Source organism: candidate division WOR-3 bacterium (assembly GCA_039801245.1).
Taxonomy (GTDB): domain Bacteria; phylum Hydrothermota; class Tepidihabitantia; order Tepidihabitantales; family Tepidihabitantaceae; genus JAOABP01.
Genome location: JBDRUF010000006.1, coordinates 20,087 through 32,427 on the forward strand (window position 1 = coordinate 20,087; position 12,341 = coordinate 32,427).

A 12,341-nucleotide genomic window follows, 5' to 3' on the forward strand; every position below is an offset into this window, starting at 1 on the left:
TATGGAATGTAACATTAAACAAAATCTCTCAAGGTGCACCTGCACCTACGAACCCTGCAGCCGGAAGGGCAGGTGTTGCGAATGCATCGCCTATCACCGGCAAAACAACGAACTGCCTGGCTGCTTCTTTCCGCCGGAAGTGGAAAGAACTTATGACCGTTCAATAACTATGTTTATTTCCTGCCAGAGGAGAAAATGAAGCGAACAGAAAGGTTGATATTTGACCTGTCAAAAACAGGGAGGCGTGCCTGGTCATTACCACAACTGGATGTACCCGAGGTTGACATAGAGAAATCTCTTGGGGAGGAAATCCGCCGAGACAACCGGTTGCCAGAACTATCAGAAACTGATATCATCCGCCATTTTGTCCGGCTCTCAATTCTCAATCACCATGTTGACAAGGGTTTCTATCCGCTCGGCTCCTGCACGATGAAATACAATCCCAAGGTAAATGAATATGTATCCCGCCTGCCCGGATTTACCAACCTCCATCCTTATGAACCAGAAGAACTTGTTCAAGGGGCGTTGCAATTGATGTTTGAACTGGGCGAACTGTTAAAGGAAATTACCGGTTTTGATGCTATCACCTTGCAACCCGCAGCCGGTGCCCATGGTGAACTTACCGGGATTATGATGGTACGCAAGTTCTTTGAGAAAAAAGGCGAGGACCGCAAGATTGTTCTTGTACCCGATTCAGCACATGGCACCAACCCCGCCTCCGTGGTGCTCTCCGGCTTTCAAACAGTGCAGATAAAATCCAATTCCCTCGGTTTAATTGACCCGGCAGAACTAAGGCGCGCCTGTTCAGATTGCGTCGCCTGCCTGATGGTGACGAATCCCAACACCTTAGGAATGTTTGAGACCGAAATCAAAGAGATTTGTGAAATCATGCATTCTTACGGTGCTCTGGTGTATCTTGACGGTGCCAATCTCAATGCCTATCTTGGTGTTCACCGCCCTGCTGATGCCGGCTTTGACCTTATGCACATCAACCTGCACAAAACCTTTTCCACTCCTCACGGTGGCGGTGGACCTGGCTCTGGACCAGTGGCGGTTAAAAAACAGCTTGAGCCGTTTTTACCTAAGCCGGTAATCAGGTTCGACAACGGTAGGTACTATTTTGACTATGACTTACCTGACTCAATCGGACGGGTCCTCGGGTCCTACGGTCAGTTTCTCGTCCTGGTGCGTGCCTACACCTATATCAGGATGCTGGGTGCAAGGGGATTGAAGGAGGTTGCCGAATGTGCTGTCCTCAATGCCAATTATATTCGCAAAGAACTGGAAGGAACCTATGACCTGCCTTACCCGCGCCGTTCATTGCACGAGGTGGTCTTTGCCGGGACCAATCTGAAACAGTATGGTGTCAAAACATTGGATGTTGCCAAAAGGCTCCTTGACTACGGGCTCCATGCGCCGACAATTTACTTTCCGCTGATCGTTCCTGAGGCGCTGATGATTGAACCAACGGAGACCGAATCCCTTGAATCGCTCAATGAGTTTGTTGAAGCAATGAAGGCAATTGCTCAAGAGGCGCAAACCCAGCCGGAAACTCTCCGCAACGCACCTTTCACAACACCAGTGCGCCGGCTGGACGAGGCACGTGCCTCAAGGCAGCTTGATGTTAATTATCAGGACTGATGTTTGCCGCTGACATAAGCCCAGAAAGAAAAACCGAAATCATCTTTAAGATTGCCCGAAAGACCGTTGATTTGCGTCTCTCACCGATTGCCATCGTGTTACTGGAATCTGCTAAACCACTCTCCTTTGTCGGCTCACAACTGATGGTTTTTTTCCAACCAATAGTTACCGCCCTCTTTCCTTTTTATCAATATGAGGAGATTGCCGCTTTGTTTGAGGAACGCAGCAATGTGGAACTCTTAATTCAGACCATTGAAAAACTTGAGGATGAGCGCAAACAACCCAACGTAACAGATAAGGAAAGTAAAAATGGAAAAAACAAAGTTTAACAAGGAAAAAATCACCCGTATCCTTGCCACCGACTGCGGCTCAACAACTACCAAAGCGATTCTGATTGAGAAGCGGGGTGATGAGTACCGGTTGATTGTCCGCGGTGAAGCACCGACAACAGTGGAGGCGCCTTTTGAGGATGTTACTAAAGGGGTGCTCAATTCAGTTATGGAGGTCGAAGAACTCTCCGGCGTCAAACTGGTTAAAGGTGATGGCATCTTTAAACCGAAGGCAGGTGAAAAAGAAGGCACCGATATTTATATCTCCACATCCTCAGCCGGCGGCGGTTTACAGATGATGGTTGCCGGTGTTGTTCTCACAATGACTGGCGAAAGTGCTGCCCGTGCCGCGCTCGGTGCCGGTGCAATTGTAATGGATGTCATCGCCTCCAATGACGGTAGACTGCCCCATGAGAAGATTGAACGCATCCGCACCCTGCGCCCGGATATGATTTTGTTATCTGGTGGTGTTGATGGCGGCACTATTTCCCATGTTGTTGAACTCGCCGAGCTGATCGCCGCTGCTGACCCGAAGCCGCGGTTTGGCATTGGTTATAATCTGCCAGTGATTTACGCCGGTAACAAAGACGCGCGGGAGTTAGTTTTAAAAACCCTGAAAGACAAGACGAGCCTGGTTATTGTGGAAAACATCCGCCCCGTTCTTGAAAGGGAAAACCTAGGACCCGCCCGACATAAGATCCACGACCTCTTTATGGAGCATGTGATGGCTCATGCCCCCGGGTACAGGAAACTTATGGAATGGACCGATGTTCCGATTATGCCCACACCAGGTGCAGTTGGGCTTCTAATTGAAAACATCGGCAAGAGTCAGGGTATCGCTGTTCTTGGAGTTGACATTGGCGGCGCCACAACCGATGTTTTTAGTGTATTTCAAGGCATTTTTAACCGCACGGTCTCGGCAAACTTAGGGATGTCATACTCAGTATCAAATGTCCTTGCTGAAGCGGGTGAAGAAAACATCATCCGCTGGCTACCGATTGAGATCCCGGCAAGTGAGGTCCGCAACCGCATCCGTAACAAGATGATTCGTCCGACGACGATACCTTCCACCCTTGAAGACCTAAAACTCGAACAGGCAATTGCCCGCGAGGCGCTGCGCCTCGCCCTTGAACACCATAAATCAATGGCCGTTGGATTGAAAGGAATCCAGCAGGAGCGAACCATCTCTGATGCCTTTGCCCAGGCTCGAACCGGTGAGACTTTAGTCAATATGATGGAACTTGCCCTGATTGTCGGCTCTGGCGGTGCCCTCTCTCATGCCCCACGTCGATCACAGGCAGCACTGATGCTCCTTGACGCATTTCAGCCCGAAGGTGTTACCCGCCTGACTGTTGACTCCATCTTTATGATGCCACATCTTGGTGTTTTAACCGAGGTTCATCCTGAGGCGGCACAGGAGGTATTTGAAAAGGACTGCCTGATTCATCTGGGTACCAGCATTGCCCCAAAAGGACAGGGAAAAGAGGGAAAACCCTGCGTGGCTGTCCGGGTTTTAAGGTCAACCGGGGAGCAGTTAGAGGTTAAGGTTAACTACGGCGATATCAAATGTCTGCCATTGCCTGTTGGTGAATCTGCCCGTGCAATAATAGTTCCGGAACGGGGTTTTGATGTTGGCGCTGGCCCTGGCAAGACAGTTGATGCTAAGGTTGAAGGCGGACTGTCCGGAGTGATAATTGATTGCCGCGGGCGTCCTCTTGTTTTACCTGAAGATGATAACCTCCGGCGTCAGGTTTTAAATAAATGGGCTGGGCAGATTAATGCCTATCCTGCTTAACAGCCTGGCGAAAATCCCGAAGAATTTTCTGGTGGTCAAATGCCAATTTAATTTCCTCTACCTCATCCAAATCCACCAACATAAAATCGCTGGCATCATCCCCCGCGAGCAACCTACCTCTTCCTTTCGCAACAAACACAACCGAAACGCAGTGCCATCTTGGATCACGCTTCGGGTCTGAATAGACCCGAAACTGACGCAAATCCACAAGGGTTAACCCGGTTTCTTCCTTTATCTCCCGTCTTACCGCCTGTTCAACACTCTCGCCATAGTTTACAAACCCGCCTGGCAAAGCCCAACCTTTGGGCTTATTTTTCCGCCTAATCAACACTACTTTATTGTCAACAAGAACAATACAGTCAACCGCCAGTTTTGGTTGCCGATATCTCATCTAAATAGCTCCTTAATGCCTCCTGCCAAGGTCTTAAAACAGCGCCAAACCTTTTTCGGTAATTATAATTATCAAGAACCGAAAATTCCGGTCTTGGTGCCTTACGACCGCATTCAATACTTCCAATCGGCACCACCTCGCAATCCGCCTTAATCAGGCGAATAACCTCTCGCGCAAATTCAAACCACGAGCACTGACCAGAATTTGTCAGATGATAAATTCCATAATACTCAGAAGAGGCAATTGTCAAAAGCGGTGCACACAAATCCCTTGCATAGGTGGGCGAACCGGTCTGGTCACTTACCACAAAAATCCTTGACTCCATTTGCGCCTTCTGCCTGATGGTATCAACAAAATTCCTGCCGTATCTCCCAAAAAGCCAGGAGGTGCGCACAATGAACCGCCGCGGGCAGTTTTTGATAACCGCCTGCTCGCCCATAAATTTACTTCTACCGTAAACCGATATGGGATTGGGCTTATCATTTTCCCGGTAGGGTCTCTTTGTCTTACCATCAAACACATAATCAGTAGAGATATAAACCATCTTGCAACCTAACTCTGCCGCTCCTAACGCCACTGCCCAGGTCCCCTGAAAATTCACCATCGTCGCCTTTGCCGGATTTTCCTCACAACCGTCAACATCGGTCCAGGCGGCAAGATGAAAGATGACATCCGGTTTAACCCTGTGAATCTCGTTAATAGACCTTTCAATATCAGTAACATCATTGTCAGGCAAATCCCAGGCAATCAACTCATTACCCTCTTTTCTTAAATACTGAACCAGTTCCGAACCCAAAAGCCCGCGCGCACCGGTAACAAGACACTTCATAAAATCTCTTTACTCACACTTGATCAGTTTTAAGCGTCTACTATTGTCCCTTGTGCTAATAATATACACACCTGGTGGCACTATTTTCCCGCTCTCGTCCCGTCCATCCCACTCCGAATCCAAATTAATTCTGCGCACATATGCGCCGTTAGCGCTGAATACTTCTGCCCATTTATTACAGTTAGCCTGAAGCCACACCCGATTGCGAAAGGGATTGGGGAAAGCAACAATCTCCTCTCCCCTATTTACCCTATTTCCAATCTCATTCAGCCCTATTCTGCCGGATGAGTCGGTTCGAATCAGATAAATATCATACCGGTTTACTGAATCCACCCAGGTCCTGCCGGTAATAGCAAAACCACCGTCATCCAAATAGGCAGCCATAACACCGCGGTCATAACCATCACCACCATAAAATCTCTGCCAGACAAAATTACCCGCTGTATCGGTTCGCAGGAGTAGCAATTGTGCCTCCTCCCCGGGCAAAAAACCTTCGCCCACAAGAACAAATCCTTCAGGTATCTGTGTTAAACCATAAGCCTTTTGCAAACCAGGAATGGCAAATGTCTGAAACCATACTAACTCTCCGAGCGAATCTGTGCGCAAGAGATAAAAATCCATATCCGCACCATAGGATGAAGAAAAACCGGCAATGGTAAAACCGAATTCAGCCGTCGCCAAAATTGCCCTTGCCTCATCCCAGGACCAGTCCCCGTATTGCCGCCACCAAACAAGTTCACCCCAGTAGTTAACCTTAAACAGAAGCACATTGGAAAAACGGGAACCAGCAGGATATGTTGCCCCCGCAATAACAAACCCGGCATCACCGGTTCTTGCCACCGCATAGGCTAAATCGGGTTGCAAACTCCCCATAACCCTTGACCACAATTCATTACCCTCATAATCCAGTTTCACCAGTCTAATATCATACCCCCCGCTCCGCAGCGTATTGCCGACAACAACCCAGCCGTCATTAGCATCGCAGACCGCGGTTGCGACATCATCAGAAGTTGTCCCTGAGGTCTTCTGCCATAACATTGCACCTGAGGAGTCAACCCGGATAACAAGCATATCCCAGTCGCCCCGACTGGTTCGCCTCTGCCCGACCATCACACAGCCGCCATTACCATCACCTATGGCACTATGAAGAACTATCGTAACTCCAGAATCAACTATCATCCTTGTCCAGAGCGTCTCGCCAAAATCATCGGTTCTGATAATGAAAGCCGCACCGAACCCTGGAACCGACTCCATAAAACCGGCAATATAAAACCCAGTATCTCTCGGCACAACCAAAAGACCGGTCTGGTCTCCCCTACCGCCATAACTTTTAATAAAATAGTTCCCCTGCGCCCAGCCTGAACATAAACCTGCAGCAAAAATGGCGAATAAAAAAGCAATCTGCATCATTAGATTATACAAGTTTAAGCCGAATCCGGTAAAATGCAAACGCTTCCTATTCCATTATCGCCTTAGACGTGTTCAAAATGACATACTAAAGCTGCTACTTTCTGGGATAACAGAAATATATCAAAAAAGGGCGGCATTAACTGCCGCCCTTTTTCTTTATATTCAGCCTACTCTGTCAGCACCAACTTCTGGCTCAAGCGCCTACCTTCGGTCTCAAGTTGATAGAAGTAAACACCCGCACCTGCTCTTTCTCCCTTTGTGTCCTTCCCATCCCAGACCGTGGAATATTGACCCGGCTTTGCCCTGCCGCTCACAAGGGTTCTCATTAGTTGACCCGCACTGTTATAGACCTTCAGGTTTATTTCTGTCTCCTCAGGCAGAGAATATTTTATCCGCACCCGCTCTCTTGCTGGGTTGGGCAGCGCCTGCCCAAGGTTAATAGCAGTGCCTCCGGCACTCTGACTTCCACTTCGTTGCTGAATGCCAGTGCGGTAAACGCCGTCTGGTCGGACATAGATTGCTGCGGGTGAGAAGGCAACAACTGAGGTGGTATGCGGGTTTTCTCTGTCAACCTCATCGTCGGTTAGCAGTTCATACCCGCCGTCTGAATTCACAAGACAGATGGCACTGCCGGTTGTGCCCCATCGGACACAATGGATGGTCGCACCATCATCACTTATTGACGGGTCAGTGAAGTCATACTCGCCGCTGGTCAGGATTTGTTCTGCCCCACCGCCAACAGAGACAATGCCAATCTGGGAGAATCCATTAGCATCACTAACCTCAAACACGACCAGCCCGGCATCTACCGCAACCGCAGGATTCTCATGGTCGGCATCAGAGAATGTCAGTTGATTCTCTTGAGCACTACTGAGGTCCAGCCGGTATATCTGACTGAAACCATTTGTTCCCTCACGCTGGTAAATGATACTACCGGTTGAGGAGAATTTAGGCTTTTCGTGGTCAACCGGCTCACTTGTCCACTGTGTTCGTGCGCCGTCATTTGCGGAAATGGTATAAATCTGGGTGAACCCGCTGGTATCATCTGCCTGATATGCAATGAGCGCTCCATCCGGAGACCAGTCCGGATACTCCTTATCACAACTGTCAGTAGTTAGAAATGACACCATCCCTGAAGTATCAACCACACCTATCTGGCTGTAAGGTGAAGTTAATGGTGTGAACTGAAAGGCGATTCTGCTTTCATCCGGGGACCAGACCGGGTATTCGCAGTCCCCGCTCAGGCTGGTTAACTGCCTCTCATCATTGCTATCGGTCTGCGCCATCCATATCTGCAGATTGCCATTGCTATCCGGTCTGGAAAATACCACCCACTCAACCGAAGGGCTCCAGCGGGGCCCACCAAGGTCTACTCCCAGTACCACGGGTATTTCGCACGGACTTGGTGTGGGTTCGGGCTGGGGCGACGGTTCGAGTTGTATGTAACGCTTTGGGGTCAGCCGGTAGAAATCATTTGAGTTTTTGCCCCGGAGCACCCAGAGGAAACCTTCTGCACTGGTCATACCCCCGTCACATCTTGTCTGGCCACTTGGACCGGCAACCATCGCCGGCAACGGGCTCCAGCCATTTAAGTCCTGCAAATAACACCATACCTCTGGAGGGTCTGATTTTCCTCTAAGAACATAAACCTTGTCACCTATTACCACCATACCTGACCCGTCTTTTGCCTTCCCAGTTGAACCCCTTGATGACCAGTATGGCAGGTAGGCGCGCTGGTGCCAGGTGCTGGTTGAAAGCGAATAAGCCCAAAACTCGTTATAATACCCTTTCAGAAGAAAAATAGTGTCGCCACGGTCCCACGCCATACACGAACCTTGCCGTAAAGGCCTATTATTAGGACCTGGTGGGACATCTGCCAGCACTTCCCAGGTATGGGAGGAATTATATGGTATACACAACCGATACATCTCGCGAGTTTTGGTACCCTTGACAAGATAAATATAAGAAGTGTCACCGATGGTAACCGCAGCAGTCGCTGTGCCATACTTAAGGACCTTTCCACTTGGTCCATAAGGGACAGATGGCATTAATTCCCACACACCTGTCCCTGGGTCATAGCACCAGAATTCCAGACACCTTCCTCTTGTGGCATAAAGTTTGCCATCTTGACCGGCAACAAGCGTGGCACCATTATCCCACTTCTTCTTTCGGCCACTCAGCTCCCATGGGAGTGTCTCTTTAGCAGCCCAGGAATCACAATCAGGATAATATGCCCAGAATTCGTTTGTCTTTCCCTTCAGGACAAAAAGCACCTCAAGCGTCTCGTTACCGACAGTCATTGGAACTGAAGCAATTGCAGTCCCAACACGGGCTTTTTTTGTCCCGGGAATGCTTGAGAGGACGCGCCAGAATGAACTGGGTGTGTGCATTACCGGTTTGTCTTGCTGCGAATCAAATGAATCGGCATAAATAAACGCCTCCTCCCAGCTGACATTGCCGTCGTGATTGTAATCAGCACGGGCTGGGTGAAGTGAATCGCTACTTCCCGGTGGCCAGGGCACCTTACCCCGGAGGGCGTTCAAGAAATGAAATGAGAACTCTAAGTGATGGAAGGTGTCACCCTGAACAATTTCATGCTCAGGAACTGGCGAACCATATTTTGAATCATTATCCGCAGAATATGCCTTTCTCCCTGCTGCGGATGCACAGATAATATATGTTAAACTGTCGGACAGGTCATCAATAAAACCACCGCCAAAACACTGATTCATTATAAACACCCGGTTACAGTTCAGAGAATTGGCGATGCGTCCAAAGGTCGTATCCCAGAGGTCAACACCGGTATCCCTTCTTATCGGTCTGACCTGAATTGAAAAGTGGGATGCCAGATATCCAAAATACTTCTCTTTATAATCGTGGTCACCATGCCCTGCAGTATAGCAGAAGAGCGTATCCGCTGGCGCCATCTCCTGAGCCAGTTTCGCAAAAGTGCTTTCAATCGTCTGAATGCAGGCAGAATCATCGGTGATTGTCCGAATTTCCAGCCTTTCCCATGGGTCATACCTTGGTCCCTTCCTTCCATAATCCTGCCCATCTGCCCATAGTAGATGTATCTTGCTGGGATTTGTGTCAATCCCGGGTCTGGAGCAGAATAGTTCATAGGCAAGATAGCAGTCGTTCCAGAGTTCATCCTTGATTCTGTCACCATTACCCCAGTCCAGTCCAAAAGCCTCCTCTGGGGTCCAACCTTGGATGATGACCCCTTGGTCAGCAGCCAGTGCAACACTTATCAGCGTAAAACAAACAACCGTGGAAACTTTCATTTCAACCTCCTTTCATTTAACCTTTACACACCTCCTTGTCAGGATGACCGGACCTGCGATGAGCCGGACAAAATACAACCCGGCACAGGGGGCAGGCACCCTGAGTTTATACCAACCGGACTTTTGTTTTCCAACCCGTCTCTGCCAGACACACCGACCCTGGACATCAAACACCTCCAGCAAAACCTCAGTCTCCTTAGAAATAATATAGCCTACTTCTAAGCCATTTTTCGTCATACCCGGCACCATAAGACGGGGAGAATTATCTATATTATTTAATAGACCATTTTCCTCCACCCCTTCACTCAAATTATGGGAGAGGTAATACAGGCAAAAACCACTGAGACGGGTTGCTAAATGCAGCGCCTCAGTGCCGGCAGTTAGAGCCAACAATCCGGAGCGTTCGGTAACCACAATCGGTCCAATCCAGCCGGTATCGGCCTTGATTTTATGGCGCAGACCATAATCACATGCCCAGACCACATGGAGCCGATTGTATCTATCGCAGACAATCTGGGGCCTGCCGCCTCCCTCTTCGTAAAGCAAAAAAGGTGTGCTCCAGCTATCCCCATCAAACATGGAATAATAAATCCAGTAACCTCCAGAACGCTCCTCCCAAACCACATGGGGACGCCCCAGCGAATCACAGGCAACTGCAGGATAACAGGATTGATGCGACCCGCTCGGGTCTGGCAACCGCATCGGTTCTGACCAGCCAGAACTGTCCTTATATGAATAGCCCAGCCCATAAGTCTGGTAGTCCATCCAGACCGCATGCAGACGGTCATAACGGTCAACCGTGATATTTGACCAGCCCAGCCCTCTGCTCGGACAGAAGGCAACCGTGCAGGGCTCTGCCCAACTGTCCGCATCAGATATGTAGTAACTGTACCAGATGACACCCTCACTGGTACCAGGCGACTCACAGAGGAGATGGATGCGATTGTGGTGGTCAACAACCAGCCTCGGGGTAAACGCATAGATAGGAAAAACCAGTTTGGGAACAGACCAGGTATCACCCACCAGTCTGCTGTAGCGGATGCGCGCCTCATACTCCTTGGACCATACCACTATCGGCACACCAAAAGTGTCTATGGCAATCGCCACAACGAGAAAATCTCCAGAGTCACGGGAAACATTAACTGGAATTGTCCAGGTATCACCGTCCCGCCTGGCATACATCACCTTCTCATAATAGGTCTCACGCTTGCACTCAGACCAGACGATATGCGGGGTGCCGTTCCTGTCAACCGCAATGTCATTATCATAGGTTACATAGTTATCAGGTTTGCGGTCAACCCGCTCCGGCGGTGTCCAGGCTGACGCCAGTGAAATAAATAATATCAGCCCGCTCAGTAACAATCTCTTCATCCTTGCCTCCTTTTCGGCTTCAATTTAATTATACCCCCCCCACCATTCTGTCAAGGAGAAAATATCAAGGGATTCCTCGGCTGCGCTCGGAATGACACCCTGACTTTATATTATATATCTCTCAGGAAGAGGAAGGAGGGGAAAAGATTTCCTCAAAATGTTATTCTTTTATGGTGTTGTCCAGGTGGAAAAATCCCGGAATCTGATAGGTGAATTGCCCTGACACAACACAGTACTCTGCTGTTGGACCGGATCCAGAAGTTTCCAGAAACTCAGCCTGGGTGTTATAGCAATCAACCCCTTGAATAGGCACCTGTGCCCACATCGCGCTGTCCTCGTCGCTCAGGATGTAGAAATGGCTCATCCAATGCTGCCAAAGACTTACAGTGTCAGACTGGCTCAATAGTGTATGAACTGTAACCATATAAGGTCCTGCGCTCTCAACTATCAGTTGCATATCACAAATAACGGTATCATTTGCTTGAATAGTCCGTTCAAACATAGTGCTGTCCAATGCCCTCATTCCGGAAGGAACTTCAACAAAAATCCTGACCGAGCCGAGGTCAAAGAATGCGAGCCCCTTGAATTGCAAAGTGAAGGTATCCCCAGTCTTCGGAATTCCACTAATAACATCAAGCCCGGTGTAAAGGACAGGCAGCGTGTCACTTGGTTCCGCACCTGCGCAGAGCACAGTGCTAAAAATTGTGATAAATACAATTTTCAGCATCCTTCACCTCCTTTCTTTTTGAAGTTCCTGTAAGGCATTTTTAAGCCGCCATATCTCAATAGTGCTCGGTTGCCCCCATGCTGAAAACACTATGTCCTTGCCATCCCTACTCCAGTTAGGCCAACCAACACTCCCCAGCCGATAAGGTTGACCTGACTCCCAGTAAAAGACCGTATCCGCTGAGCGGTCGTGAATTCTCCAAACCCAGCTGTAACTTATAAAGGATTTTACATGAATTGGAAAAATCGCCCATCGGTAATCACAGGGATTTACCGCTGGGGATTTAGGGGCCCACACACCTCCGCGTGCATAGATTGAGTCACCATCAAATACATCAAAACGGCAGTCTCCCGATGGAATCGCATAAATGGCGGTTGTGCCGGTATCATTACCAAACCGTTTGAGGTAGAAGTAGGTGTGAAATGCCCGGTAGAGTTCATTCCACTCTATTCGGCTGAATATCATCCCATCCCCCGCGGCATTGAATGAGATGTCATCGTAATTTACTGACATAGAATCCAATACATTGCCTGAGGTATCAATCAGGAGAACATAAGAATAAAG

Annotated in this window: 11 protein-coding genes; 4 read left to right on the forward strand and 7 right to left on the reverse strand. The window is 49.0% G+C overall.

Annotation, left to right across the window (positions count from 1 at the left end; all coding sequences use genetic code 11):
* The first annotated feature begins 1 nt into the window (after window position 1).
* The 4 genes from ABIK47_01685 to ABIK47_01700 are packed head-to-tail and all read left to right on the forward strand — an operon-like array spanning window position 2 to window position 3,765.
* On the forward strand, window positions 2–199 hold the full coding sequence (locus tag ABIK47_01685; GenBank protein MEO0019336.1) for a DUF6485 family protein: 198 nt from the start codon (window positions 2–4) through the stop codon (window positions 197–199).
* Complete coding sequence (gcvPB, locus tag ABIK47_01690) at window positions 196–1,641, forward strand: aminomethyl-transferring glycine dehydrogenase subunit GcvPB (protein MEO0019337.1); 1,446 nt, start codon at window positions 196–198, stop codon at window positions 1,639–1,641. The genes ABIK47_01685 and gcvPB overlap by 4 nt, the downstream gene beginning before the upstream one ends.
* Window positions 1,641–1,970, forward strand: coding sequence for a hypothetical protein (locus ABIK47_01695; protein MEO0019338.1), 330 nt, complete (start codon window positions 1,641–1,643; stop codon window positions 1,968–1,970). Before gcvPB ends, ABIK47_01695 begins: the two co-directional genes overlap by 1 nt.
* Window positions 1,951–3,765: a glutamate mutase L gene (locus tag ABIK47_01700; GenBank protein MEO0019339.1), complete on the forward strand. Its 1,815-nt coding sequence runs from the start codon at window positions 1,951–1,953 to the stop codon at window positions 3,763–3,765. Before ABIK47_01695 ends, ABIK47_01700 begins: the two co-directional genes overlap by 20 nt.
* Here the strand turns inward: ABIK47_01700 and ABIK47_01705 are convergent.
* The 7 genes from ABIK47_01705 to ABIK47_01735 form a co-directional block, all read right to left on the reverse strand.
* Entirely contained in the window at window positions 3,746–4,156 is a 411-nt protein-coding gene (locus ABIK47_01705) for an NUDIX hydrolase (protein MEO0019340.1), read from the reverse strand. The two genes, ABIK47_01700 and ABIK47_01705, sit on opposite strands and share 20 nt — an antisense overlap.
* Window positions 4,125–4,985, reverse strand: a complete 861-nt coding sequence (gene rfbD, locus ABIK47_01710; GenBank protein ID MEO0019341.1) for a dTDP-4-dehydrorhamnose reductase — start codon at window positions 4,983–4,985, stop codon at window positions 4,125–4,127. The genes ABIK47_01705 and rfbD overlap by 32 nt, the downstream gene beginning before the upstream one ends.
* 9 nt (window positions 4,986–4,994) lie before the next feature.
* Window positions 4,995–6,395, reverse strand: a complete 1,401-nt coding sequence (locus tag ABIK47_01715) for a hypothetical protein (GenBank protein MEO0019342.1) — start codon at window positions 6,393–6,395, stop codon at window positions 4,995–4,997.
* A gap of 167 nt (window positions 6,396–6,562) precedes the next feature.
* The gene (locus ABIK47_01720) at window positions 6,563–9,679 is read right to left on the reverse strand and encodes a FlgD immunoglobulin-like domain containing protein (protein ID MEO0019343.1); all 3,117 of its coding nucleotides are present in this window, start codon (window positions 9,677–9,679) and stop codon (window positions 6,563–6,565) included.
* A gap of 12 nt (window positions 9,680–9,691) precedes the next feature.
* Window positions 9,692–11,050 (reverse strand): T9SS type A sorting domain-containing protein, encoded by a 1,359-nt coding sequence (locus ABIK47_01725; GenBank protein MEO0019344.1) that lies wholly within the window; start codon window positions 11,048–11,050, stop codon window positions 9,692–9,694.
* A 160-nt stretch (window positions 11,051–11,210) separates the two neighbouring features.
* The gene (locus tag ABIK47_01730; protein MEO0019345.1) at window positions 11,211–11,777 is read right to left on the reverse strand and encodes a hypothetical protein; all 567 of its coding nucleotides are present in this window, start codon (window positions 11,775–11,777) and stop codon (window positions 11,211–11,213) included.
* Between the two features lie 3 nt (window positions 11,778–11,780).
* Entirely contained in the window at window positions 11,781–12,290 is a 510-nt protein-coding gene (locus tag ABIK47_01735) for a hypothetical protein (protein MEO0019346.1), read from the reverse strand.
* Between the last annotated feature and the right edge of the window lie 51 nt (window positions 12,291–12,341).

Bases quoted from the DNA above. Each gene is read 5' to 3' on its own strand.
- ABIK47_01730 (MEO0019345.1), bottom strand. From the start codon at position 11,777: ATGCTGAAAATTGTATTTATCACAATTTTTAGCACTGTGCTCTGCGCA.
- ABIK47_01695 (MEO0019338.1), top strand. From the start codon at position 1,641: ATGTTTGCCGCTGACATAAGCCCAGAAAGAAAAACCGAAATCATCTTT.
- ABIK47_01720 (MEO0019343.1), bottom strand. From the start codon at position 9,679: ATGAAAGTTTCCACGGTTGTTTGTTTTACGCTGATAAGTGTTGCACTG.
- ABIK47_01700 (MEO0019339.1), top strand. From the start codon at position 1,951: ATGGAAAAAACAAAGTTTAACAAGGAAAAAATCACCCGTATCCTTGCC.
- ABIK47_01705 (MEO0019340.1), bottom strand. From the start codon at position 4,156: ATGAGATATCGGCAACCAAAACTGGCGGTTGACTGTATTGTTCTTGTT.
- ABIK47_01725 (MEO0019344.1), bottom strand. From the start codon at position 11,050: ATGAAGAGATTGTTACTGAGCGGGCTGATATTATTTATTTCACTGGCG.
- rfbD (MEO0019341.1), bottom strand. From the start codon at position 4,985: ATGAAGTGTCTTGTTACCGGTGCGCGCGGGCTTTTGGGTTCGGAACTG.
- ABIK47_01715 (MEO0019342.1), bottom strand. From the start codon at position 6,395: ATGATGCAGATTGCTTTTTTATTCGCCATTTTTGCTGCAGGTTTATGT.
- ABIK47_01735 (MEO0019346.1), bottom strand. From the start codon at position 12,290: ATGTCAGTAAATTACGATGACATCTCATTCAATGCCGCGGGGGATGGG.
- gcvPB (MEO0019337.1), top strand. From the start codon at position 196: ATGAAGCGAACAGAAAGGTTGATATTTGACCTGTCAAAAACAGGGAGG.
- ABIK47_01685 (MEO0019336.1), top strand. From the start codon at position 2: ATGGAATGTAACATTAAACAAAATCTCTCAAGGTGCACCTGCACCTAC.